Source organism: Pseudomonas sp. UYIF39 (assembly GCF_029963765.1).
Taxonomy (GTDB): domain Bacteria; phylum Pseudomonadota; class Gammaproteobacteria; order Pseudomonadales; family Pseudomonadaceae; genus Aquipseudomonas.
This window is the reverse complement of the sequence record NZ_JALBYU010000001.1, coordinates 266,380-291,587: the sequence shown is the minus strand read 5'-3', so window position 1 is coordinate 291,587 and position 25,208 is coordinate 266,380. Positions and strand designations below refer to the sequence as shown.

The 25,208-nt window shown below is 59.1% G+C and carries 24 protein-coding genes; 13 read left to right on the top strand and 11 right to left on the bottom strand.

Features of this window, described 5'->3' with window-relative positions:
* Positions 1-71 precede the first annotated feature (71 nt).
* Positions 72-497, top strand: coding sequence for a VOC family protein (locus tag MO767_RS01480; protein ID WP_282479095.1), 426 nt, complete (start codon positions 72-74; stop codon positions 495-497).
* Here the strand turns inward: MO767_RS01480 and MO767_RS01475 are convergent.
* The 5 genes from MO767_RS01475 to MO767_RS01455 form a co-directional block, all read right to left on the bottom strand.
* Complete coding sequence (locus MO767_RS01475; protein ID WP_282479094.1) at positions 466-1,065, bottom strand: GGDEF domain-containing protein; 600 nt, start codon at positions 1,063-1,065, stop codon at positions 466-468. The two genes, MO767_RS01480 and MO767_RS01475, sit on opposite strands and share 32 nt — an antisense overlap.
* 74 nt (positions 1,066-1,139) lie before the next feature.
* A complete protein-coding gene (locus tag MO767_RS01470; RefSeq protein WP_282479093.1) occupies positions 1,140-1,718 on the bottom strand; it encodes a hypothetical protein in 579 nt (192 codons plus the stop codon).
* Between the two features lies 1 nt (position 1,719).
* On the bottom strand, positions 1,720-3,888 hold the full coding sequence (locus MO767_RS01465; protein WP_282479092.1) for a xanthine dehydrogenase family protein molybdopterin-binding subunit: 2,169 nt from the start codon (positions 3,886-3,888) through the stop codon (positions 1,720-1,722).
* Between the two features lie 25 nt (positions 3,889-3,913).
* On the bottom strand, positions 3,914-4,369 hold the full coding sequence (locus tag MO767_RS01460; protein WP_046048854.1) for a (2Fe-2S)-binding protein: 456 nt from the start codon (positions 4,367-4,369) through the stop codon (positions 3,914-3,916).
* 322 nt (positions 4,370-4,691) lie between these two features.
* Positions 4,692-5,537, bottom strand: a complete 846-nt coding sequence (locus MO767_RS01455; protein WP_282479091.1) for an oxidoreductase — start codon at positions 5,535-5,537, stop codon at positions 4,692-4,694.
* Between the two features lie 114 nt (positions 5,538-5,651).
* Here MO767_RS01455 and MO767_RS01450 point away from each other — a divergent pair, with 114 nt between their 5' ends.
* Complete coding sequence (locus MO767_RS01450) at positions 5,652-6,572, top strand: LysR family transcriptional regulator (RefSeq protein ID WP_282479090.1); 921 nt, start codon at positions 5,652-5,654, stop codon at positions 6,570-6,572.
* 10 nt (positions 6,573-6,582) lie between these two features.
* Here MO767_RS01450 and MO767_RS01445 read toward each other — a convergent pair whose 3' ends face one another.
* Together MO767_RS01445 and MO767_RS01440 are read right to left on the bottom strand one after the other, a co-directional pair.
* A complete protein-coding gene (locus tag MO767_RS01445) occupies positions 6,583-6,831 on the bottom strand; it encodes a transmembrane sensor/regulator PpyR (protein WP_282479089.1) in 249 nt (82 codons plus the stop codon).
* 159 nt (positions 6,832-6,990) lie between these two features.
* The gene (locus MO767_RS01440) at positions 6,991-8,349 is read right to left on the bottom strand and encodes an FG-GAP repeat protein (RefSeq protein WP_282479088.1); all 1,359 of its coding nucleotides are present in this window, start codon (positions 8,347-8,349) and stop codon (positions 6,991-6,993) included.
* A 180-nt stretch (positions 8,350-8,529) separates the two neighbouring features.
* On the opposite strand from MO767_RS01440, the gene MO767_RS01435 reads away from it, so the two are divergent.
* From MO767_RS01435 to MO767_RS01425, 3 genes are all read left to right on the top strand, one after another.
* A complete protein-coding gene (locus MO767_RS01435) occupies positions 8,530-9,033 on the top strand; it encodes a VOC family protein (protein WP_282479087.1) in 504 nt (167 codons plus the stop codon).
* Between the two features lie 35 nt (positions 9,034-9,068).
* The gene (locus MO767_RS01430; RefSeq protein WP_282479086.1) at positions 9,069-9,902 is read left to right on the top strand and encodes an AraC family transcriptional regulator; all 834 of its coding nucleotides are present in this window, start codon (positions 9,069-9,071) and stop codon (positions 9,900-9,902) included.
* Positions 9,903-10,137: 235 nt separating this feature from the next.
* A complete protein-coding gene (locus tag MO767_RS01425; protein WP_282479085.1) occupies positions 10,138-13,803 on the top strand; it encodes a hypothetical protein in 3,666 nt (1,221 codons plus the stop codon).
* Between the two features lie 10 nt (positions 13,804-13,813).
* Here MO767_RS01425 and MO767_RS01420 read toward each other — a convergent pair whose 3' ends face one another.
* Positions 13,814-14,401, bottom strand: coding sequence for a LysE family translocator (locus tag MO767_RS01420; RefSeq protein ID WP_282479084.1), 588 nt, complete (start codon positions 14,399-14,401; stop codon positions 13,814-13,816).
* A 406-nt stretch (positions 14,402-14,807) separates the two neighbouring features.
* Between MO767_RS01420 and MO767_RS01415 the strand changes: the two genes are divergently transcribed.
* The 8 genes from MO767_RS01415 (at position 14,808) to MO767_RS01380 (ending at position 22,002) form a co-directional block, all read left to right on the top strand.
* Entirely contained in the window at positions 14,808-15,572 is a 765-nt protein-coding gene (locus MO767_RS01415) for a hypothetical protein (protein ID WP_282479083.1), read from the top strand.
* A 28-nt stretch (positions 15,573-15,600) separates the two neighbouring features.
* Positions 15,601-16,038: a hypothetical protein gene (locus tag MO767_RS01410; RefSeq protein ID WP_282479082.1), complete on the top strand. Its 438-nt coding sequence runs from the start codon at positions 15,601-15,603 to the stop codon at positions 16,036-16,038.
* 108 nt (positions 16,039-16,146) lie between these two features.
* A complete protein-coding gene (locus MO767_RS01405; protein ID WP_282479081.1) occupies positions 16,147-16,812 on the top strand; it encodes a response regulator in 666 nt (221 codons plus the stop codon).
* Entirely contained in the window at positions 16,788-18,143 is a 1,356-nt protein-coding gene (locus MO767_RS01400; RefSeq protein ID WP_282479080.1) for an ATP-binding protein, read from the top strand. Before MO767_RS01405 ends, MO767_RS01400 begins: the two co-directional genes overlap by 25 nt.
* Positions 18,144-18,289: 146 nt before the next feature.
* A complete protein-coding gene (locus MO767_RS01395) occupies positions 18,290-19,330 on the top strand; it encodes a DMT family transporter (RefSeq protein WP_282479079.1) in 1,041 nt (346 codons plus the stop codon).
* Between the two features lie 80 nt (positions 19,331-19,410).
* Entirely contained in the window at positions 19,411-20,493 is a 1,083-nt protein-coding gene (locus tag MO767_RS01390; RefSeq protein WP_282479078.1) for a bifunctional transcriptional activator/DNA repair protein Ada, read from the top strand.
* Between the two features lie 41 nt (positions 20,494-20,534).
* Positions 20,535-21,347, top strand: a complete 813-nt coding sequence (locus MO767_RS01385; RefSeq protein WP_282479077.1) for an isocitrate lyase/phosphoenolpyruvate mutase family protein — start codon at positions 20,535-20,537, stop codon at positions 21,345-21,347.
* A gap of 4 nt (positions 21,348-21,351) precedes the next feature.
* On the top strand, positions 21,352-22,002 hold the full coding sequence (locus MO767_RS01380) for a DNA-3-methyladenine glycosylase (RefSeq protein WP_282479076.1): 651 nt from the start codon (positions 21,352-21,354) through the stop codon (positions 22,000-22,002).
* On the opposite strand, the gene MO767_RS01375 is transcribed toward MO767_RS01380, so the two are convergent.
* From MO767_RS01375 to MO767_RS01365, 3 genes are all read right to left on the bottom strand, one after another.
* Positions 21,977-23,074 (bottom strand): extracellular solute-binding protein, encoded by a 1,098-nt coding sequence (locus MO767_RS01375; protein ID WP_282479075.1) that lies wholly within the window; start codon positions 23,072-23,074, stop codon positions 21,977-21,979. The two genes, MO767_RS01380 and MO767_RS01375, sit on opposite strands and share 26 nt — an antisense overlap.
* 3 nt (positions 23,075-23,077) lie before the next feature.
* Positions 23,078-24,202 (bottom strand): agmatine deiminase, encoded by a 1,125-nt coding sequence (gene aguA, locus MO767_RS01370; protein ID WP_282479074.1) that lies wholly within the window; start codon positions 24,200-24,202, stop codon positions 23,078-23,080.
* Between the two features lie 100 nt (positions 24,203-24,302).
* Entirely contained in the window at positions 24,303-25,187 is an 885-nt protein-coding gene (locus tag MO767_RS01365; protein WP_282479073.1) for a LysR substrate-binding domain-containing protein, read from the bottom strand.
* Between the last annotated feature and the right edge of the window lie 21 nt (positions 25,188-25,208).

The following is a 25,208-nucleotide window of genomic DNA, read 5'->3' as shown; positions in this document are numbered from 1 at the left end:
AAATTATCGTCTTTTAATCAAAAAGCACAGGGCTAAACTCAATCCGAATCCACACAACCGAGGTACATCCGATGCAACTCTTCCCTTTTCACTTGGCCATCCCGGTCTACGACCTGACTGCCGCGCGGAATTTTTATGGCGAAGTGTTCGGCCTGGAAGAAGGTCGCTCAAGCGATCATTGGGTCGATTTCAACTTCTTCGGCCATCAGCTGGTCATTCACCTGGCGCCGAAAAACGCTTCACAAGAAGCCGCGCACACCAATGCCGTTGACGGTCATGACGTGCCGGTGCCGCATTTCGGCGTGGTGTTGGGGATGAACGAATGGGAGGCTTTGGCCGAACGGTTGAAAGCCCTCGATACCCGATTCGTGATTGAACCGGGCATTCGCTTTCAGGGATTGGTGGGTGAGCAAGCCACGATGTTTCTCTTCGATCCATGCGGCAACGCGCTTGAGTTCAAGGCATTCAAGGATGTGTCTCAGCTGTTTGCCAAGTGAACGCATCGGCCTGTGTCAGCAGCTCCTCGATTGAACCGGGAAGCTGAGGGTTGCACTCGATCTGTCCGATGCTGAAGCGGATGTCATAACCGCGATGCACTGTGGCATTGCGCTCTTCGAGTATTTCTTCGAGTCGCGCCCTGATCGCGGGTATTTCCACAACGCTTGAGCCGGTCAGCAACGCGACGAATTTGTCACTGCCCAACCGGCCGATCACATCGCTCTCGCGAAAGGCAATGCGCAGCACATCAGCGAAGGTTTTCAAAGCGTTGTCGCCCTCGGCACGACCATAGAGATAGTTGATGTGTTTGAAGTCATCAATATTGAAAAGCAGCAGCGTTGCTGGCTTTTTCAGCTGGTGGCAGACACCCAGCCCTTGTTGGGCCAGCGCTGTAAAACCGTGTCGGTTGGAGAGCAGCGTCAACTCGTCCATGCTCGCCATCTGCACGCCCATCAACTCCTCCTCGGCCTTGCGGGCCAGGTCACGCAGCAGCTCGCGCTCCTGCAGTGGCGTGCGCAACAGGTTGGCGCATGCGCCTGGTTTTACCGGTTTGCCTGGTATCAGCATTACTCACTCCATTGGCGGGTATATTTCTTAGAGTCGTCCATACCCGGTTTGACTCCCTGTTAACGGACCGCCGGTCAGCTACCCACTACCGGACATGGCCCTCCCGCGTCTGCCCAGCGCTTGAACTGGGTGACGAAAATGTCGTGTGGGACCGGCACGGGCGCCCTTCCCTGACCCGGATTCCAGCCCCAAAGCACCAATTTGTCGTCGCTGACATGCTTGATCAGCGCGGCGAAATCGCGGTCACCGTTGCTGGAACGGTCCTTGATCATTGCGCACAACTGGTCGGCCGGCAGACCGATCCAGGCCATTTTGTGCGCGGCTGGCGGCAAGCTCCAGTGCGGCGCCCCTGGCGGTGCGTGAGCGCCGTAACTGGCCGGCGGATTGCTCTCGGCGTGGCAGGTAGCGCAGGGCAAACCCGCGGCACCCTTGCCGTCCATGCCCCGCACGACGTTCATTGCGTGGGGAATCCCTGCGTCGAACTGCAGCGGCGAATCACCGGGGATATGGCAATTCTGGCAGCGCGGGCTCTGGAAGACCTTTTGGACCGTATCGAACGCCTTGATGGCTTCCTTATCGTCAGCAAACAGTTGCTCGGCGTAGCCGATCAGACCGATCAACACCACTGCGTCAAGAATCAGATGTCGTCTCATCTCACACCCCCGACAGTTGCAGCGGCAGTTCCCGCAGGCGTTGGCCGGTCAGGGCGAACACCGCGTTGGCCACTGCCGGAGCCGTGGGCGGCACACCGGCCTCGCCGATGCCGCCGGGTTTGTCGCTGCTGGGCACGATATGCACCTCCACCACCGGCATTTCGTTGAGCCGCAGCACTTGATAGTCGTGGTAATTGGACTGCACCACTTGCCCGTTCTTGAAGGTCAGTTTGCTGTGCAAGGTAAATCCGAGGCCGAAGGTGATGGCCGATTCCATTTGCGCCGCGATGCTCATCGGGTTGACCGCAATGCCGCAATCCACCGCACACACCACCCGATGGACGCGGATCGCCAGGTTGTCCTGGGACACCTCCGCCACTTGGGCGACATAGCTGCCGAAAGACTCATGCACCGCGACACCCAACGCATGGCCGTCCGGCAGTGGCGCCTTCCAGTTGGCTTTCTCGACGGCCAGGTTCAGCACGCCAAGATGCCGCGGATGGTCCTTGAGCAAGGTTCGTCGGTACTCGACCGGATCCTTGCCGGCCGCCTCTGCCAGTTCGTCGATCAGCGACTCCATCACGAACGCGGTGTGGGTGTGCCCCACCGAACGCAGCCAGAGCACGCGGATGCCGGTTTGCGGAGAATGCAGCTCCACCTGGTGATTCGCCAACCCCTCAAGGTACGGACTGTCGGCGACCCCTTCGACAGAGGTCTTGTCGATGCCATTCTTGACCATGGTCGCCTCAAATGACGTGCCCGCCATGATCGACTGCCCGACCATCACATGCTTCCAGGCGATCGGCAGGCCACCGGCATCGAGGCCGATGCGGGCCTGATGGAGGAACGCCGAGCGGTAGTAGCCACCGCGAATGTCGTCCTCCCGGGACCAGACGGTTTTCACCGGCGCGTCCGCTGCCTTGGCGACTTCCACGGCTTCAGCGACAAAGTCCGAGGTCGGATTGGCCCGGCGCCCAAAACCGCCACCCAGAAACTCGGTGTGAATCTCCACCTGCTCAGGTTTGAGCCCGGTGATTTTCCCGGCGACCATTTGATCCAGCGTCTGGAACTGGGTGCCGGTCCAGATTTCACATTTGTACTGGGTGATTTTCACGGTGCAGTTGAGCGGCTCCATCGGCGCGTGGGCCAGGTATGGCACGCTGTATTCGACATCGATGGTCTTCGCCGCTTTCCTCAGACCCGCCGCGACATCACCGGCCTGACTGGCCGACGTGCCAGGGGTGGCGGCGAGTTTGCGGAAGCTTTCCAGCAGCGTCTGACTGTCGAGCCCGGTGTTCGGCCCCAGGTCCCAATCAATCTTCAACGCATCGCGCCCCAGTTTCGCCGCCCAGTAATGCTCGGCAATCACCGCCACCCCGGTGGGCACCTGCACCACTTTGTGCACGCCCGGAATCGCCAGCGCTTCGGCGCCTTCGAAAGATTTGACGCTGCCACCGAACACCGGCGAGCGCGCGACCATGGCCGTCATCAGCCCGTCGAACTGCACGTCCATGCCGAACTTGGCGCGGCCGGTGATTTTCTCCGGGGTGTCCAGGCGCTTGGTCGGTTTGCCGATGATTTTCCAGTCCTTGGACTCCTTGAGCTTGATCGACGCTGGATCCGGCACCGGCAGCTTGCCGGCGTCATCGGCCAGTTCGCCGTAGGTGGCGCGCTGGTCGCCGGCAATCACCACACCCGATTCGGTGCGAATTTCGGAGGGCGCAACGTTGAAACGCTTGGCCGCCGCGTCGATCAACATCAAACGTGCGGCTGCACCGGCCTGACGGTAGCGGTCGAACTCCATCCAGGTCGAGGTCGAACCGCCGGTAATTTGCATCCCGCCAAACCCGGCCAGGCCATACTCGGCGGCCGAAGCCGGTGCATGTTCGACGCGAATCTTCGACCAGTCGGCGTCCAGTTCTTCGGCGATCAACATGGTCAGGCCGGTCCAGATGCCTTGGCCCATTTCGGAATGGCCGAGCAGCATGGTGACGCTGTTGTCATTGCCGATACGTAAAAACGCATTGGGCGCGAAAACATTGCCTTGATTCTCGGCGCCGACGGCAAAGCGATGGGCACCGGGGATGACAAACGCCACCACCAGACCACCGCCCAGCACCGCGCTGCCCTTGAGGAAACCGCGGCGTGACAGAGGATTGAGGCTGTTCATTGCTCGGACTCCCGTCAACGTGGCATCAACCGATCTCGGCGGCGCGTTTGACCGCTGCGCGGATCCGTGGGTAGGTGCCGCAACGGCAGATGTTGCCGGAGAGCGCCTGATCGATGTCGCTGTCGGTGGGCTTGGGAATTTTCGCCAGCAACGCGGCGGCCGACATGATCTGCCCGGACTGGCAGTAACCGCACTGCACCACATCGAGTTCGGCCCAGGCTTGTTGCACCGGGTGCGAACCGTCGGTGGACAGGCCTTCGATGGTGAGAATTTTTTGCCCGTGGGCCACCGCTGTGGCGGGCGTGATGCACGAACGTAGTGGCGCGCCATCGACATGCACGGTGCAGGCGCCGCACTGGGCGATGCCGCAACCGAATTTGGTGCCGGTCAGGTGCGCGACATCGCGCAGGACCCACAGGAGCGGCATGTCTGCGGGGACATCCAGCGCCTGGTCCTTGCCATTGATGTTGAGGGTCAGCATTGCGAATGTCCTCAGACTCACGGTGTTCTGAAGGGGCGTCGCTGTGACGGTGCAGAGCCTACGCGCGCCTCGGGTTATCCCTTCAGCTAAGCGCAAATTGCCGAGCGAGACCGGTTCATCGACCACCGGTCACACGATGAAGGAGATCAGGATCGCTTTGTAGCAGCTGCCGAGCCCGCGAGGCTGCGTTCGGCGACGAAGTCGTCGTAAACCCTGCGAACGCGGTTTTCCTGGCACACCGCATAGCCTGACTTCACGACGACTTCGTCGCCGAACGCAGCCTCGCGCTGCTCGGCAGCTGCTACATGGCGCGGTTGGGGGCTTAGAAGTCGGTGGACACCGACAACTCACGCCACGTCTGCAACTCGTCAGCGACGAAGGTGTTCTTGGCTTCGATCGCCGCGACACAGTCGCTGCCCAGCGGTAAGCGCAGCGGGGCCTTTTCCGCGTCCACGAGGGTGATCATGGCCTGGGCGAGCTTGTCCGGATCGCCAGGCTGATTCAGGGTTACAGCCTTGGCAATTTTGCGTACCTCACCAGCCGTGCTGTCGTAGTCGGCAATCGAAGCCGGGGATTCGACCAGCGAATTACCTTCGAGGAATTCGGTACGGAAGTAACCCGGCTCGACAATGGTCACATTGATGCCCAGCGGTGCCAACTCGGCGTGCAGCGCCTCGCTCAAGCCTTCGACGGCAAATTTGGTCGAGCAGTAGACGCCGAAGCCCGGCCCCGACCTGTAGCCGCCCACGGAGGAGACATTGATCACATGTCCACGGCGAGCGGCGCGCATGTGCGGCAGGACGGCGCGCGTGACATTCAGCAAGCCGAAGACGTTGGTTTCGTACACGCGTCGCACTTCATCGGCGCTGGCTTCTTCCACCGCGCCGAGCACGCCGAAACCGGCATTGTTGACCAGCACGTCGATGCGCCCGAAGTGGTCGATGGCCGTCTTGGCGACCGCGATGCCCTGGGCTTCGTTGGTCACATCAAGGGTGGCGGCAAGCAAACCTGGCTGCTCGCCAAAACGTTGGGTGATGCTACTGACGTCACGGGCGGTGGCGACCACGGCGTCACCATTGGCCAGCGCGGCGGCAGCGATCTTGGCGCCGATACCGCGAGAAGCGCCGGTGATGAGCCAGACACGTTTGAAGTTTTGGGAAGTGGTCATGATCGCGAATCCTTGTAGGCAGTTGGGGTAGGCACAAGGTACGCAGGAACATTGGTCGGAAAAATGCCCTCATGTTACAAGCACTATGAAATGCTCTTTCATAATGGCGCCGATATGAATCACGACCCTTTCGACGGTTTGACCGAGTTTCTCGCTGTCGCCGAGCACAAAAGTTTCACCTTGGCCGCGACTCGGCTAGCCGTTACGCCCACCGCCGTCAGCCATGCGATAAAACTGCTGGAACGCCGCACCGGCGTGCTGCTGTTTCAGCGCACCACGCGCCGAGTGGCACTGACTGAAGCCGGCGCCAGTCTGTTTGCCCGCTTGCGTCCGGCGGCCAGTGAAATCGATGAAGCCCTGGCGGTGCTCAGTGGTTTCCGCGATCAGCCCATGGGCACGCTTCGACTCACGGCACCGCGATTGTCCGGGGCCTTGTTGATGGAGCCACTGATTCCACTGTTCCGCGAGGCGTACCCGCAAGTCACGCTCGATATTTCCCTGGACGACGCTACGGTCGACCTGATGGCCGGCGGCTTCGATGCCGGGATTCGCCTGGGAGAGTCGATTGAAAAAGACATGATCGCGGTGCGCCTGACACCTGACCTGCAATGGTCGGTGGTGGGCTCCCCGGCGTACTTCGCCAAGGCGGGAAAACCAGTCATCCCGGAAGACCTGACCCGACACGAATGCATCGGCTTTCGCTTCTCGACCTCCGGCAGCGCGCATCGCTGGGAGTTTCGCCGCGAGGGCCGGGACTTCACCGTGGGCGTCGAGGGCGGCGTGATCGTCAATGACCGCCGGTTGTTGGTGGCGGCCGCACGCAGCGGTTCGGGTCTGGCCTATGCCTGTGACCTGGAGATTGCTGACGAGTTGGCGGATGGACGCCTGGAGCGGGTGCTGCAACCCTTTGTGCCACTCAGTTCGGCGTTGTACCTGTACTTTCCCAGCCGCACTCAGACACAGCCGAAACTACGGGCCTTTATTGATTTGGCCACCCGCTGGATCGTTGAAAAAGGAGGCTTGGGCCGTCGCTGAACCGTCGCCGTCAGGCCACAGCGCCGACCAGATTTTTACCCAGCCGATGCTGCGCCAAAAGCCGCATCACATAGCCGATCTTGAGCAAGGTCGGCCCGATGATGGTCATCGCATGCATTGACACCAGCACCACGATCGGCAAATGACCGTCGTAGAGATAAGCGCCATAGACACCCGCCACCAGCAGCGCGAGACCGGCACCAAGTACCCGGCTCGACAGGTGCAGAACATTCTGAGGATTGCTGAAGAACTCGAACATTTTTCCGTACTCCTGAATGAGATCAGTTGTACGTTGGATGTATCAAGTCGCGTGCCAGATTAAAAACCGATAAATATCAATCTGTTGGATTCATACAAGTCGATATGACTACTTTCAACAGTAGTCATATCGACCCTACAAAAAGTCAATACGACTACATTAGGGTTGTTTCACGTAAGCCGCGCTGTACTTCTGATACTCACCAAAACCGGTCACTTCTGCGGCGCCGTTGAGCAACTGCAGGCGAAACAGCGGATCGCCCTGGGGGTCCAGTGCGATGACGAGGTTGCCGGCGAGCAATGGGTACTGATGATGGACTTCAACAGGTGGATCCTTGAGCTGAAAAATGCTCAGGTTGATGTCCGCCATCTCGGGGCCATTGTCGATCCCCGGCAATACTTTGAGGGTCAACTCGCCGACACGCCGATCCTGGACATTGCTCACGAGGTAGCGCCCTTCTCGCTGACTGTCTGCTACCGGCTCAAGTTTTTGCGCGGCAACCTTGAACGCAGTCGGCCTCACATTGATGCTTAATCGACGAGAGCCGTTGATCCACGTGCCGGTCTGGCTGCCCTGCTCGTTCGGCGTGCTTTCGACGAACCAGTTGCCGATCATCTGACCGTCGTCGTCCAGTTCACGCAGAACGATTCCTCCATCTTCGTAGGTATTGCCTACCAGCCGGATCGGTTTACCGTTGCCGGTTTTGCTGTAGCGAACTTCCCCGACGTAGACATCACCCTGAAGTTGCCACCATAGCTCAACGGGGATCTTGTCATCGAGGGTGCCGCGCAACATGACGGGCGCTTCACCAACGGGACCCTCGAGGCGACGATGCTCCGTCCACTGACCGGATTTCAGTTCACGATTGGTAACATCCACATAGCCATAAGGCATGAACGGGTTGGCTTGCGACGGCTTTTGCACCACCTCTGTTTTCTCGGCCACCTTCACAGGGCGGTGGTCCTGTATTTGCCAGGTCGCGCTCTGGCGCCAGCAGCAGCCGCTTTTGGACTGGGTATGCAAGCGCTTGGTGACCGGGTCGATGTCGAACATGCCCAGATTTTCGTCACGGGTCAGAGCGGAAAAGGACGAGTTCAACACGAGCGTCGGGCTCTCGGGGTCGAACAGATAGATGTCGTAGGAAGGGCCGCCATAGCCCGCATCATTGCCATTGCGTACGGCAAGATCTTGCTGCCCGTCGAAATTGAAATCGCCGAACAACAGCAGACTTTGGTCGGCATACGCCAGGTTGCGGTCGAATTCCGAAGCTTTGCGGCCTGGCTTGAACAGCGTGAACGCTTCGGCTGACTCGATACGCTGCAGCACTTGCCCGCCGGTCCTTTCGCGCAACGTAATCAGCGCAGGGGCGCTGTCGAAAGTCTGGGTGGGCGGCTGTGCAAACAGCACGTCGATAACGTATTTCTGCGCGGGGTCCGTGAGGTGATACGTCAGCGGTTCGGCGCTCACCGCGGCGGCGGTCAGCAGACAGGAAACAGCCAATAAACGAGTGACAACCATGATGCAGAGCGTCCTTGCGGCAAACCAGGTCGGCAAGTCTAGCGGCTATCGGGTCATGCCGACATCGTTGATTCCGTCGAAAGGAAACTCTTTCAACTTGTCGATCTACGGTACGGCCAGACGACCCGAGGCTGACTACGCTGAAAGTCCAGCCTGAGAGATCCGTAGAGGAGCTACACCATGCACCGCGTTCAAAAACTCACGCCCTGCCTGTGGTTCGACAATCAGGCCGAGGAGGCCGCGAAGTTCTACTGTGCGATCTTCGATCATTCGAAAATCAGCGCCACCACCCACTATGGCAAGGCCGGTCAGGAGACACACGGCAGGCCCGACGGCTCGGTGATGACGGTCAGTTTCGAACTGGACGGGCAGAGTTTTACCGGCCTCAACGGCGGCCCCGTATTCAAGTTCAATGAAGCGGTTTCATTTCAGGTCAATTGCCATACTCAGGAAGAAGTCGACCACTTCTGGGGGCGCCTGTCCGCGGGCGGGCCCGTTGAGGCCCAGCAATGCGGCTGGCTCAAGGACAAATTCGGTGTGTCCTGGCAGATCGTACCGGTTGCCCTGATGGACATGATGAAAGACCCTGACACGGCAAAATCCCAACGCGCCATGACGGCGATGTTGCAGATGAAAAAACTCGATATCGCTGCGCTGCAACGAGCCTTTGACGGCGAGAGCTAATACACTTCGACGCTGACCTGCCGAGGACGCTGACCATGAAGCCCGCCGTTGCCAAAGACGCTGACAAAGCCCCGCGCTTCTGGCGCGACGACGCCCTGCCCTTCATCGAAGCCCGTTCCATCGCCGACGGCCGCGAGGTCTGTTACACCCGGCATGCTCATGAGCACTTCTCCATCGGTGCAATTACGGCCGGGCGCAGTACCTACCTTCACGAGCAATCGCAATTTCAGGTCAGCGCCGGCACCGTGGTCCTGATGAATCCCGGTGATGTCCACGCCTGCAACCCCATCGATGACCAGCCGTGGTCGTACCTGATGCTGTACGTCGAGACGCCGTGGCTGACCGACTTGCAGCATCAGTTGGGGTTTGGCCAGGACCAGGCATTTCGGCGGTTTTCCATCACTCACTTGCACGACGCCGATCTGTTTGCCGGGCTCAAGGGTTTGTATGAAGTGTTGGTCGATGATCAGCACGACATCCTGCGCAAACACAGCGCCGCGGTGGAGTTTTTCACCGATGTGCAACAGCGCCTCAACCCGGGTGATCAACCACTGCGCGAACCCAATTTCAAACTGGAACGGGCGGCCGAATACATCCGCGACAACTGCACGCAACTGCTCAAGCTCGAAGACATTTGCGCGGCCGCACAGTTGTCGCCTTCCTACCTGATCCGCGCGTTCAAGCAGCGTTACGGCATGACGCCCCACGCGTTTGTGCTCAACCAGCGAATTCAGTTCGCCCGGGAGCGGTTGCGTAGCGGCAAATTGATTGCCGATGTGGCACTTGAAGCCGGGTTTGCCGATCAGGCGCACTTTCAACGGGTATTTAAACAGCATTTGGCGGCGACGCCGGGGCAATACCGGAGTTGACATCAGCCGTCATCAATAAAAGAACCCGCGGCAAACTTTCGCATATACATACTGCAATACATCGCCCCACTAAGGTATTTGGCACGCCACCCGACACCTTGCTCACCCCACGCCTGCTTTATACATATATGGACATATAGCCAAAACAACAATGCGCATCAGTTCAATTAACGTAATGGGCAAGTTTCCGCCAACCAGGCAACTTGCTCACTCACTCGAAGATGGAACTTAAATCATGCAATTGCAAGAACAGGCCAACCTGACTTCCGGCAATGAACGCCAACGAATGGCGATTACCGAAGCGCTCACCAACGCCATGGGGGATGAGTTGTTTTACCAAGCCTTGGCGTGGGCGTGGGATCGACTGGCCGTTTCCTGCGTGCCCAACTCCGCCTTCCATGAAGTTCATCACAGCAGCGCCTTTCTTTTGTCGAGAATGATTCGACAGCCCGACTTCATGAACATCCGCACCGAACAATTTATCCGCGAACACGCCACTTTCCATGTTGACCAAGAAGGCCGTCTCTATTACGTCCGGGAAGACATCAGCTCTTTCGGCCCCCCTGGCGATGGAGCTGAACAGGTCACCAACCGTTTCTTCGCGCGCGTCGACATCACCTCTCATATTACCGACGTTGCCGAGTTCAAACAGAATCTGGCGTTGCTGGCAAAGATGGCCAGGCAAATGGGCGGTTTCATATCTTCCAATAATCGAATTGCTGTTGGCCAATGGTTGCGTTTTCACAACTTGCCACTGCCCACCGATGAAGAAAGTACCAAAGCGCTAATTGACCTGCTGAACTTCGCCGTTATGCCGGACATGCCGGACACGGGTAACTACTGGGAGCTGCTGGACGCTCCGGAGGATTCGCCCTTCGAGTTAACCAAGAGCAAACGCGCGATTATTCGTGACATCACCGCGCAACTGACCGGCAACGAAATGCCGTTGGCCGAATACTTTGGCGCCTCGCTGGTGATGGAAAACGCAGGATCGGACAAGCAGCCGCAGAGCCTCGAGTACCGCTTGCATCGGCTGATCAGCGACGCGCGCCTGCTGGATGAAACCGGGCAAAACTACATTGATGCGCTGGGTTGGTTCACCGACGAGTCAGGCCCCAAGGCGTCGAAGCAATTTGTCGATCAGTTGCTGATCGCCGCCATGCTGCTGGACCTCGATCCCGAGGTGGACACGGCCAACACGACGTTTGCAGGGTTCAACCTTTACTCCTCCGCCCAGGTTCAGCGCCAGCCTTCCGATGTCCGCAACGACCTGGAAGCGCATCTGATTCAGCGCTTCAAGCTCGATAAACTCATCGCCCCCCTGGTGGCCGAACTGGCATTGGCGGGTATGGCACCGGAGTTTCTGGTGCGCGAACTACCCCCGTCGTTGAAGGTTGGAACCCCGGGCTGGGTCATCCTCTGCCAAGCCGTGGGCCTGGCCGAAAGCATTGTTCCAGGTTGCTCCCGGCGCATGACCTATGAACACTTGCTGGGCTTTAGCCCGATCTCGGGGCTCAGCCCGCAACTCAACGATTTGCACGCCACGGCGGGGATTGACCCGGTCGTTACGTGGGCATTGATGAATGGACTGGTCCAACGCGACGCGGACGGCAACCTTAACCTCGAAACGATCAATCAAGGCATCAAGGCCTATAACGAGTATGTCGAGACGCTGTCTACCGCGCTTAACGCGATCAACAAGCCAATTCCCCGACGCAAAGCCCTCGCATTGAAAGAGCTGACATCGAACGTACCGACTTGCGACCCTCATGAACGGCTGGTCAAACACCGGGGCTCCGGTGGCGGTGGCGCAAGCAGAGTGTCGGTTTTGGACTTGTACATGAGCGACCAACTTCACACGCAGGACTGGGGGCGTACCAGGGGCCGCGATATTTATCAGGAATTCCCCAGGCTCAAGAGGCTGTACCCGGTTGCCGACCTATATGAAACAGCCGTGCACAATCACTACAACGATCTGATATCCGGCCTCTCGACCACGATTCGCTATGTGTTTTCACAGTTGGAGGAATCCAACAGAAGATTTATCGAACATGGCCGATTGGCTATCTACCGCTTAGAAGCCTACAAACAGCATTTCAACGTAGGATCAATACCCGAGGCGACACGGGAGCGAACCGCCCGTTACGGCGTGATTATTTGTGCGGAATATCAAGGCATGCTGGTTCGCTGCTTCGAGTTGTTCCCGTTGCGCTCTGAATGCCGGAGCACGCCGGAACTCAGGGAGACAGTCGGTCAATACCTGTTTAGTTATGAAAAGGACGGCACACGGTACAAATTTGTCGAAGACAACGGCCTTCTGGATACGCCACTGGATCTGGATGCCTACTTTAAAAACGCTGCGCCCCGCAGTGATACGAAGTCTTCGGTATTCGTGCGCAAGATAGGTGAATTCGACAGTGCGTCGCACCGGACCCACTCCAATAAACCGATGGCTTACTTCAACGCCGAGCGCATAAAAGCTATCAGCGACCTGATCGCTGAGCAGCATCCCTTCCTGACCGAAAGTGAACTGGCGGACATGGGCCGTGACAGCACGGAACAGGAACTGGCGTCGGAAAAGTTCGATGTCATCTTTAATACGCTGTTGAATTTGATCATTCCGTTCAAGGAATGCATCGAGGGTTTGTCTTCCGGTGTTCCGGCCAGGCAGCGGGACGCGATCGCCAGTTGCGTGATGGACGCGGCGGCGGTTGCCTTTGTCTTCGCCAGCGTGCCGGCACAAGTGGGCAAGGCTGTTGGAAAGAGCGCGTCATTGGCCACAAAATTGTTTTCCGCGTCCCGGATTGGCGCGCGCACCGTCGCTTCCCTGTTTAACCCGCTGGATGGAATACCCACCCTGATCCAGGGCGGTGCAAAACTGATTGGCAGAGGCGCGATAAAACTCGCCGGCCATACTGCTCCTGCGGCGCATATCGTCAGGGCGCAGCTGTATCGCCTGACAGGCGCCCATTCATACGACCTGCTGCGAGCCCTCGACCACACCGGTGCAGCCGCGCGAATCCGCATGAGCCTCGACACCGTAGCGCATGCGCGGGCGCTGTTTAAAAGCGATGGGCTCGAAACCGCTGAACATGTGCTCAAGCACCTGCAAGCCAATGATGCAAAGTTGCTCAAGAACGTTCCCCAAACGGAGTTTCAGCATTTGTTTGAAGGCTCGTTGACCGACCTCGCACGCCAGTCTGACACCGCTCAATCGCTGAAGAAGGTTCTGGATTCGGACATTGTCGATTCGTTGATACGCCAGCAAGCGCAAAAGTTTTCCCTGGATAACCTGCGACAGTTCAAGGATCACACAACGCTGCCGGAGCTGTTCAACAACCTTCTGGAGGTGGAGTACAAAAACCTGTCGGCCATGAATCAACATCAAAAAACATTGCTCGCTTCGGACCTTGGCAAAGCACCCTACAGCGGCGTTCTCGACGATCTGTCCTTTAATCCGGACCGCTTGACCGACAACGCTGATCGAGCCGCTGCCTGGATTCTCAAAGCGTCGAGCTCTCGAAACGAGGTTGATAACATCAGGACCGTGCTTCGCGAGTTCAGCGGTAATGGCAAGTCCCTGACCGACCCTGCCGTCTACAAAGAACTGCATCGGCGTCTGGTGCCCGAAGCTACAGATGCCTTGCGCAGCCCTACTGCTCAAGCGCGTTACCCGTCCAACGTTTCGGGCGCAGCGATGCTGGAAAAACACCTGGCAGCCCTGGATTCGGCTCATGAGCACTTCGGCAAACAGATGCTGGGTGCATTCCTGGGCTACCACAGTTTTGTCGACGGAAATGGCCGCACGGCGCGCGCCATCTATGCCATCACGGAACTGCGAGCCAATCGGTTCAACGCTCTGCCGCTACCGGTAGAAAATGCACTGAGCGGCCTGGGTTGATGCGCAGCGCCTAAGCCCGGATCAAATATCCCGCGCACACCACCAAGAGCAACGCCATGCTTCGGTTAAACAACCGCATGCCTTTGGCGTTGCTCAAATACCCGCGCAAAAACGTCCCGGCGTAGACCCAACAGCCGACCGACACGTAGCAAATCACCAGATAAACCGCCGCAAACTGCCAGACCAGCCGCGCCTCGCCATCCGCCACAAAAGCGCCCATGCCGGCCACGCAGGCCAGCCAGGCTTTCGGGTTGAGCCATTGCATGGCCGCGCCATACAGCATCGACGGCGCCCGGCCTGACTCCTTCGCATCCAGATGCCCTTTGTCGGCCGCCAACTTGAAGGCCATGTACAACAGGAACGACACACCCGCCCATTGCACGACCTGCGTCAGCGCTGGCCATCGCTGCAACACTTCATGCAGCCCTAATCCCATCAACACCAACAACACGACGAAACCCAGCGTCGCCCCGGCCACATGCCGTTGACTGGCGCGAAAACCAAACTGCGCGCCGGAACTCAACGCCACGATATTCACCGGCCCTGGCGTTATCGAAGCCACCAGTGCAAACGCCGCCATCGAGATAATCAGACTCATCACAGACCTTCTTCAAATCAGTTGAACGAGGCCTCAAGGTAAATCGCGACCTGACGGCTGTATTGAACAAAACACCCCTCAGCTGTACCGCGACCGCCGTCCACCACTGTATGGGTCAAGCCACCCCAGGCCTGTGATAAAAATACCGGTCCTGCTTTTGGAGCCCCGCCATGGACCTCGCCACCCTCACCCTGTTTCTGCCGGCCTGCTTCGCCTTGAACATGGCGCCCTTAGTAGGCTGCGCAAGTAATAAAAAGCGTCCCCAAATCCGGAGTAACGCCTCCACCGATCTACCCGGCAAAGGAACTGTAGCAATCGCATCACCGTCCCTCAGTCTCAGCTAAGTTTCGCTGCGTATCTTCTCCCCTGCGCAAGTTCAGCGCCGCTCAGGAGAGGCTACCCGCACATGAATCCCGAAAAAGCCGGATGGCTCAATAAAGTACCCGAGGTGACGATGTCATTCTGGGTGATCAAGATTTTGTCCACTACGGTGGGTGAAACTGGCGCGGACTTTCTGGCCGTAGATGCCGGTTTCGGCGCCGGTTGGACCAGCATCGGCATGGCCGTCCTGCTGGCGCTCGCATTGTGCTTTCAACTGCGCACCAAAGCCTACACGCCCTGGATTTACTGGTTGACCGTGGTGCTGGTGAGCATCGTCGGGACACAGATCACCGACATCATGACCGACATGCTCGACATCAGCCTGTACACCAGCACGGCGGTTTTTTCCGTTCTACTGGCGATCAACTTCCTGGTCTGGTACCGGGTGGAGCACAACTTGTCGATCCGCGAAATTGTCACCCCGCGACGGGAGCTTTTTTACTGGACTACCGTGCTTTGCACCTTTGCCCTCGGCACTGCAGCGGGCGACCTGGCTACTGAAGCGCTGGGCCTGGGCTTCACCCTCGGCGCCGTGATTTTCGGTGGGCTGATCGCCGCGACCCTGGTGGCCTGGCGCTTGGGCGGCAATGTGGTGCTTACCTTCTGGATCGCCTACATCCTGACCCGTCCGTTTGGCGCCTCCCTCGGCGACTTGCTGACCCAGGCCAAAACCTACGGCGGCCTCGGCATGGGTGCCGCCTGGACCAGCGCTATCTTCCTGTGCGTCATTGTTCTTCTGGTTGCGGTCGCGCAAATCAGCGTCGGCACCCGTAAAACCGTCACTCAGTAGCCCTTCAAAAGCCAATCAAGGATTTTTCATGCGTCCACTTCAAACTGTCATTCGCCACGTTGCCATCGTCTCGTCGATCTTGTTGCTCAGCGTCGCCGCCGGCTGCTCGAAACCTGCCGACAAACCTGCTGCTGGCACGCCGACCACTTCGGTGAGCGCATCCGCCCAGTCCGGTTCAAAACTGGGTGATCTGTCCGAGTTCCGCAACATCGCCGCCGATGTCGCCGCGCTCGTCGATAAAACCGACCTGCCCGGGGCGAAAACCCGCATCAAGGATCTGGAAACGTCTTGGGACTCCGCCGAAGCCGGCATCAAACCCCGCGCTGCCAGTGACTGGCATGTGCTGGACAAAGCCATTGACCGGGCACTCGCCGCCCTGCGCGCCAGCACGCCGAAGCAGGACGATTGCAAAGCAGCGATGGATGATCTGTTGAAAGCCTTCGATTCGATGAAGGGCAAGCTGTGACCAACAGCCGCACATTGCGTTGATCCGGCGGCGGACAAACGCCGGCTCAGGTGCTTCAATACAGGCGCGACGGTCATGACCGCCGCGCCTTTTTTTTCGGAGCGGGACATGCGGATTTTGCTGGTCGAAGATGACCCGATGATTGGTGATGCCATCCAGGGCGCGCTGAACGATGCGAGCTACGCCACCGACTGGGTGAAAAACGGACTCACCGCCCTTGCGGCACTGGAAACCCAAGCCTATGACCTGGTGCTGCTTGATCTCGGGTTGCCCGGCAAAGACGGGCTCGATGTACTCGATGGCATTCGCGACCGCAACAACCCGGTGCCACTGCTGATCATCACCGCGAGGGATGGCCTTGATGATCGCCTGCGCGGCCTCGACGGCGGCGCTGACGATTTCTTGCTCAAACCCTTCGCCATGGCGGAGCTGCTGGCCCGCATGCGCGCTGTGTTACGCCGTAAAGGCGGCAGCGCCCAGTCATTGCTGGACAACGGCGTGGTGTCGCTGGATCTGGTATCCAAACAAGCCACCACCGCCGAAAATTCCGATGTTCAGCTCTCGAGCCGTGAGTTCGCCCTGCTGCAGGCCCTGTTGATCCGGCCTGGCGCCATTCTCTCTCGCAGCGAACTTGAAGACCGTATTTACGGCTGGGGCAATGAAGTGGAAAGCAACGCGGTGGAGTTTCTGATTCACGCACTGCGGCGCAAATTGGGGAACCATGTCATCAAAAACGTCAGGGGAATGGGATGGATGGTTTCAAAAAGCACTTGAGCGACTCGATACAGTTACGACTTTCTGTAACGCTGTCGCTGGCCATCCTGATCGTGGCGGTGCTGGCCGGTTTTTTCGCTTTCGTCTCTGCGCTCAACGAGGCACACGAAATGCAGGACGAGACCCTGCGTCAAGTGGCCGTTCTTTTTGAACGGCAGCAGATGACCCTGCGCTATCCCTCGGGAGAACAGATCGTTGGCGACGACGAAGAATCCAGGGTAATCGTGCAATACCTGACTGACAGCAGCAAAGCGACCGGCAATGACGACGTAACAATACCGCTGCCCTTCCCCACAACACTGCCCGATGGCTTGTCGACCATGAACATCGCAGGCGAAAACTTTCGCGTGCTGGTCAGAACCACATTCCGTGGCGAACGCATTGTTGTCGCCCAAGAAGCCGACGTGCGCGACAAAGAGGCGCGCGAGAGCGCCTGGCGCAGTCTGTTGCCGTTTCTCATTCTGTTTCCGGTGCTGTTGCTGGTGGTGGGCGATCTGGTGCGCAAACTGTTCCGCCCCATAGCGGCCCTCTCGGACGAAATCGATCAGCGCGATGAACAGGCGCTGCACCCTATCGATGAAAACCACCTGCCGACCGAGATCCGTCCTTTCGTCGTAGCCATCAATCGATTGCTGACGCGCGTCGCGCAGTCCATGGAAGCCCAGCGTCGCTTCATCGCCGACGCAGCCCACGAACTGCGTTCTCCGATGACGGCCCTATCACTACAAGCCGAGCGACTTTCGGCTACAGAAATGTCGGCGGTAGCCTATGAACGTTTGCTGCCGTTGTCACGCGGAATAGAACGCAGTAGAAAACTAATCGATCAACTGCTGACCCTGGCGACTGCACAATCGAGCTCGGATCGATCACAGACATCAGTTTCAGTCCATGAAGTCTATCGACGGGTATTGGAGGACTTACTGCCGCTGGCAGAGCACAAACGCATCGATATCGGTGTTGAAAGCATCGAGGACGTACAGGTCACTATCAACGAAATGGATCTGTTAGTCCTGGTCAAGAATCTGGTGGACAACGCTATCCGTTATACCCCGGTTGGCGGACGAGTCGACCTGACGGTCGAGTTGGTGCAGGAGACAGTGATCCTTCAAGTCAAGGACTCCGGCCCAGGCATCAGCGCAGAAGAACAAATGCTGGTGTTCGATCCGTTCTACCGCAGTTTGGGAACCGATGAAACAGGCTCCGGGCTGGGTTTATCCATCGTCAAGGCGATCGCCGATCGTACGGGGGCGCACATTCGATTGAGTTTTTCGGATGAGATGAAGAAGAGCGGATTATGTGTTTCGGTCTGGTTAAAAAGAGGTAAAACGTGAAGCTTTTGTGCTGGGTTGCGCAGGTTTGTTGTCGGCGGCAGCTTCGGTATTGCTGATGGCGCGGCGGGCTTGAGGTTATCGATTGACTGAATGCAACACAGGTTCACACTGCGTTACAACCCGTATCAATATCCCACGAGCCGTGAATGAACCTGAACATTGTCTACGCCCTTGGCGCTGCCGCTCTTTTTGGCGCGAGTACGCCATTGGCCAAATTGCTGGGCCTGAACCTTTCGCCGGTCCTGCTGGCCGGGCTGTTGTACCTGGGCAGCGGACTGGGCCTGACACTCATCAGACTGTTGCGTGACCGGGGCTGGCAGTCCAGCGGACTGAAATCGTCAGAGTGGCCCTGGCTGATCGGTGCCATCGCGTTTGGCGGCGTGCTCGGGCCAGTGGCGCTGATGTTCGGTTTGACCCTGACCTCCGGCGCCACGGCCTCGTTGATGCTCAACCTCGAATCGGTATTGACCGCCGTGCTGGCCTGGGTGGTATTCAAGGAGAACGCTGACCGACGCATCGTCGCCGGAATGCTGGCAATCGTCGCCGGTGGCTTGTTACTGGCCTGGCCCCAGAACCCGGCGCAGTCACAGGGCTGGATCGGACCGTTGGCGGTAGCGCTGGCCTGCGTCTGCTGGGCGATCGATAACAACCTGACGCGCAAGGTGTCGGCTTCGGATGCGCTGTTTATTGCCGGCATCAAGGGGTTGGTCTCCGGGGTGGTGAACTGTTCTCTGGCGCTGTTGCTCGGCGCAACACTGCCGCACATGATGGTTCTGGGGCCTACGTTGATCGTCGGTTTCCTGGGGTATGGCATCAGCCTGGTGTTGTTCATTCTGGCACTTCGTGGTCTGGGCACTGCGCGTACCGGCGCTTACTTTTCCACGGCGCCTTTCCTCGGCGCGGCAATCGCCATCCTGCTGCTGGGTGAACCCGTCACGCTGACGTTTTGGGCCGCTTCACTGTTAATGGGCCTTGGAGTCTGGATTCACCTCAAGGAAAGTCATGCCCATGAGCATCAACATGAGGCGCTCAAGCATGGTCATCGCCACGTGCATGACGAGCACCATCAACATGAACATTCGTTCCAGTGGGACGGTACCGAGCCCCACAGTCACGAACATCAACACACGCCGCTGCACCACAGCCATCCACATTTTCCGGACATCCATCACCGACATAAGCATTAAACAATCCTCATGACGAATGACTGGAATTCTCTGTCGATTTTGCGGTGGAGGCGTTGGGCGACGCGTCTTATGCTCACCTCATGAACCTACAAAACGCTTTGCTTCCGCCCCACGCCGAGATGGTTCGCGCCATGCTCGAACGAGACACCGCCTACGAGGGGGTGTTCTTTACCGCGGTCAAAACCACCGGCATCTTCTGTCGCCCCAGTTGCACGGCGCGCAAGCCGAAACCGGAGAACGTCGAGTTCTTCGCCCATGCCGATGAGTGCATGTCCGCGGGCTATCGCGCCTGTTTGCGCTGCAAACCGCTGGACGCGGCGGCCATTGCACCGGACTGGGTGCAGCGGCTGCTCAAATCGGTAGACACCGATTCTGACCAGCGCTGGACCGATGCCCAACTGCTGGCCGAGGGCATCGAGCCGCTGAAACTGCGCCGCTGGTTCAAGCAGCATTTCGGCATGACCTTTCACGCCTGGCTGCGCACCCGACGCCTCGGCATGGCGTTGGGCGGGATCAAACAGGGCGACTCCATCGACAACGCCGCATTCGATTCGGGCTACGAGTCCCTGAGCGGGTTTCGCGATGCGTTTCAAAAGTCCTTCAACATCACGCCCGGCCGTGCCGCCAACAGCGAGCCGCTGCTGTTCACTCGCCTGACCACACCGTTGGGGCCGATGATCGCCATGGCCGAACGACGCGGGCTGGTGCTGCTGGAGTTTCTTGATCGGCCAGCGCTGACCAGGGAAGTCGAAGCATTGCAGAATCGATACGGCTATGCGGTAGCGCCAGGACATAACGCGCACTTGCAGCAGATTGAAGCCGAGCTGACGCAGTATTTCGCCGGCAAACTCACTGACTTCAACGTTCCACTACACTTGCCTGGCAGCGATTTCGCCCGACAGGTCTGGGCCGAACTGGCGAAGATCCCGTACGGCCAGACCAGCACCTACGGCGCGATTGCGGCGTTATTGGGCAAGCCCGGCGCCAGTCGCGCCGTAGGCCTGGCCAACGGGCATAACCGTCTTTCGATTGTCGTGCCCTGTCACCGGGTGATCGGCGCCGACGGCTCGCTGACCGGCTATGGTGGAGGACAACCGCGCAAGGCGTTCTTGCTCAGGCTGGAAACAGCGGCGGTGCAGATCACGCAACAACTCGCATTCTGATTACTTGCAGGTTTCTCAAAAGTCATAAGGAAGGGCATTCGATGGACACGCTCGACAATCAATTTCATCAGTTCCACCACGACGGCTTGCTGATCCTCACCAACGTCGGCGATGCCGCCGGGGCGCGCATCGTGGAACAGTTGGGTTGTAAAGCCGTCGCCACCAGCAGCGCGGCAGTCGCCTGGGCTCACGGTTATCCGGACGGCAACGCCCTGCCCCTTGAGCGCCTGATATCAACGGTCGAGTCCATCGCCCGGGTGATCTCGGTGCCGTTGACCGTGGACATCGAGGCCGGCTACTCCGATGACCTGACGCGGGTGGCCCAAGTGATTGATGCCGTCATCGCGGCCGGCGCGGTGGGGATCAACATCGAGGACGGTGCTTCCCCGCCCGAGCTGTTGGTGCGCAAGATCGAAGTCGCTCGTCAGGTGGCCGAACGTCGCGGCGTGAAGCTATTCATCAATGCCCGGACCGATGTGTACCTCAAGAGCATGGTGCCCGCCGAAGACCGTGTAGCCGAGACGCTCAAGCGCGCCGCGTTGTATCAGGCGGCCGGTGCCGATGGGTTGTTCGCGGCTGGCGTCACGGCTGAGTACGAAATCGCTGCGCTGTGCCTGGGCACCACGCTGCCGGTGAACGTGCTCGGGCTCCCCGGATTGCCATCGCCTGAAGAGCTGAAAGCGCTCGGCGTACGCCGTTTGAGCGCGGGTTCACGCATCGCCGAGTTTCTTTATGGCGCCATGAGCGCACTGGCCAAGAGCTTTCTGGAAACAGGGACACTCGACAGCCGTGAACTGAAGGCCTTCACCTATGGCGAAGTGAACGCCCTGTTGGCGCCGTCCGGGAAAGCTTGACCCCATGCCCGACGCCTATCTGCCCGCCACCGAGTTTCTATCGTCCATCGATGAGGACTGGCGCCGCCACATCGCCGCCATCGGCCCTTGCCTGCATCAGCCCCATGCGGCTCGCGATCCTTATGAGTCGCTGGTGCGGGCGATTGCCTACCAGCAACTGCATGCGAAGGCCGGGGATGCGATTGTCGGTCGGCTGCTGGCATTGTTTGGGACGGGCGCGTTCCCGAGGCCTGAGCAGATAGTCGCGACTGAGTTCGATCAACTGCGCAGTTGCGGCTTTTCCGCCAGCAAGATCGCGACCATTCAGGGCATTGCCCAAGCGGCGCTGGACGGTGTGGTGCCGGATTACGCCACGGCACTGGCGATGGATGATGAAGCCTTGATCGAGCGCTTGATCACGCTGCGTGGGGTTGGGCGCTGGACGGTAGAGATGTTGCTGATCTACAGCCTGGAACGGCCGGATATTTTGCCGGCCGATGACTTTGGCGTGCGTGAAGGGTATCGGCGGATGAAGGGGTTGGAGGTGCAGCCCAATCGCAAGCAGATGATTGAGATCGGGCTGGGATGGCGTCCGTTTCGGACGGTGGCGGCGTGGTATTTGTGGCGTGTTCCAAAGCCGCCTGTTCCAGTCATAGCCCCGACTTCAACCGACTGAACGCCCGAATCAAAGCCCGGTTAAACGCCTTGCCATTGTCATTCTTGCTATACAACGAAGCCCTCACCTCGGCCGACGGATACGTCCCCGGGTCATTGCGAATCGCCGGATCAATCAAGCCGTCCGCCGCTGTAATGGCATTGGCGTAATGGATGGTGTCAGTGATCGGCGCAATCACCTCCGGCGTCATCAGATAATCCATCAAGGCCAGTCCCGCCTGCGGGTGGGGCGCATCCTTGGGAATGACCATCGCGTCGAACCAGATCAACGTGCCCTCCTTCGGTATCCGATAACTCAGCGTGAACGGCTTGTTCGCAGCCTCGGCCTGTCCGGCGGCGATGGCCACGTTGCCGTTCCATGACATCGCGACGCAGGTGTTGCCATTGGCGAGGTCGCTGATGTTCAGGTCATTGTCGAAGTAGCGGATATAGGGCCGAATCTTGGCCAGTTGCTGTTCGGCCCGTTTCAGGTCATCGAGGTTCTGGCGGTTGATGTCCAGCCCCATGTACTTCATGACCGCGGCGAACACTTCGTTGGGATCGTTGAGCAAACTCACCCCGCAATCGGCAAATTTCGAGACCACTTTCGGGTCGAACAGCATCGCCCAACTGTCCCGTGGAGCGTCGGGCAGGCGCTGCTTGATTGCCTCTTCCTGATAGCCGACGCCAGTGGTGCCCCAAGCGTAGATCCCGGCGTATCGATTGCCCGGGTCGAACACCGCCATGTGCTGGCGGAACTCGTCACCCACGCCGGCAAAATGCGGCAACTGTTGCGGGTTTAGCGTTTGAATCGCACCGCTCTGGATCGCTCGGGACAAATGCTGGCCGGCGGTCAGCACCAGGTCATAGCCGCTACGTCCGGTGAGCAGTTTGGTCTCGACGGTTTCCAGGGAGTCGAAGTGATCAGCCACCACATGTATGCCGGTTTTCTTCTCGAAATTGGTCAGGGTGTCCGGGGCCAGGTACTCGCCCCAGATGTACAGATTGACCACCGGTTTGGCGGTGTCGGCGGCCTGCACACACAAGGGTGCAAGCACCAGCAATAACGCGTGAGTCAGTTTGTGCAGGCCCATTGTTCAAACTCCCTTTTTGTTGCAGGCACTGCCTGCGTACTGCGGCATGGTGATGCACGCGACGTTCCCGCCGCCGAGGAGGATTTCCCGGGAGTTTTCGATACCGACGATTTTGTGTTGCGGGAACAGTTCGGCGAGGGTCGCTTGCGCCGCCTGATCATGGCGATCGCCAAACAGCGGCACCACGATTGAGGAATTGCCGGCGTAATAGTTGATATACGACGCGCAGATTTTCGTCCCGGCCTGACGGGTGTGCGTGCTGTCTTGCTGATCCAGGCCTTCGGCTTCCTCGGCGGTCCATTCCAGCACATCCGGTTGCGGCAGCTTGTGCACTTTCAGCTCGCGGCCACGACTGTCGCGGGTGCTGCGCAGAATGTCGTAGGCCTCCTGGTAGATTTCCCATTGCGGATCATCGCGATTATCGGTCCATTGCAGCACCACTTCACCGGGGCGCACGAAGCAGGCGAGATCGTCGACATGGCCGTCGGTTTCGTCGAATTTGCAGCCCCGTGGCAGCCAGATGATTTGCTCGGCGCCGAGGTAATCGGTCAATCGCCGGGTGACTTCTTCCTTGCCCAAATGCTGGTTGCGATTGCGGTTGAGCAGGCACTGTTCGGTGGTGAGAACGCTGCCCTGGCCGTCACTCTGGATACCGCCCAGTTCGGCAATCAGCGGCGCGCGGTAGCGGTCGAACCCTTCGATTTCGAGGATTTTACTGGCGATCTGATCGTCCTTGTCCCACGGGTAGTACAAGCCGCCGTCGAGGCCGCCGTAAGCGTTGAACTCGAAGTCCACGCCGCGCACCTCACCGCTGTCGTCGTTGACCACAAAGCACGGGCCGCTGTCGCGAAACCAGGTGTCGTTGCAGGTCATTTCCACCACCCGCACTTGAGGTGGCAATTGGCGGCGAGCGGTGGCGAACTGCGCGGCGGAGGCGCATACGGTGACCGGTTCGCTTTGGGCAATGGCGGTGACGATTTGCACCCAGACTTTCTGCGCAGGCTTGGCACCATTGCGCCAGACGTCGGTGCGTTCCGGCCAGCCGAGCCAGCAACCGGACTTGGTTTCGAACTCGCCGGGCAAACGGAAACCATCGAGTTTGGGGGTGGAGTCGAGCAGACGTGCCATGGTCAAACCTCATTAGCGGGGATTGGAATGACCACAGGCTACGGTCGCCGGCGCCCTCCTCGCCAACGATGATTATTTCGGAATACTTGAATTCAATTCATCAATCGATCAGCTGATCGTTGAACCATTCCAGCATCTGCGCCACTGCCGGGCGCTCCAGCCGCACCCGCTCACACACCAGCGCATATTGGCCGAGTGCAGTCATGCTCGAGGTGAACGGCCGGACCAGACGACCACTTTGCAAATCCTCCTGCGCGGTCAAGTTATCGCCCATGGCCACGCCCTGCCCTTGCGCCGCCGCTTCCAGCGCCAAACCGGCGTGGGCGAAATACAACTGCCGTTCCGGACGCTGATCGCCGGCATGGCTGGTGAGCCAGGCAGTCCAGGTCTTGCCGTCCTGATCGTCGTGCAGCAGGCAGTGACGGGCCAGATCCTTCGGGGTTTTCAACGTGCCCTGGTTGAACAGGCCGGGGCTGCACACCGGGAAGAACTGCAATGCCGGCAAGGGCCTGACGAAGTACGCACTGCTGTCCACCGGACCGGTGCCGTAGGTGATCGCCAGGTCGATGTCTTCGCCCGGCGCCGTGGCGTCGATCGGTTGTTCGTAGAGGTGCAAGGTAATGTGCGGATAGCGCGCGTAAAAATCCGTCAGGCGACTCATCAACCACTTTTGCGCCAGCTCGGCGGTAACTGCCAGGCGCAACACTGCCAGCGATGACGGGTCACGCAGTTCATCGCAGGCGTCGCCGATCAGCTCGAAGGCTTGCTGCAGGCTTTGCATCAGCCGGCCAGCGGCCATCGTCGGGCGAACTTGCCGGCCTTCACGGATGAACAACGTCACGCCCAATTGCTCTTCGAGCTGGCGAATCTGATGGCTCACCGCGCTGTCGGTGACGCACAACTCCGCCGCCGCCCGGCCGAAATGGGCGTGACGGGCGGCGCATTCGAAGGTTCTGAGTGCCGCCAGGGAGGGTAGTCGTCGCATGAATAGAGCCCCGATTTCAAG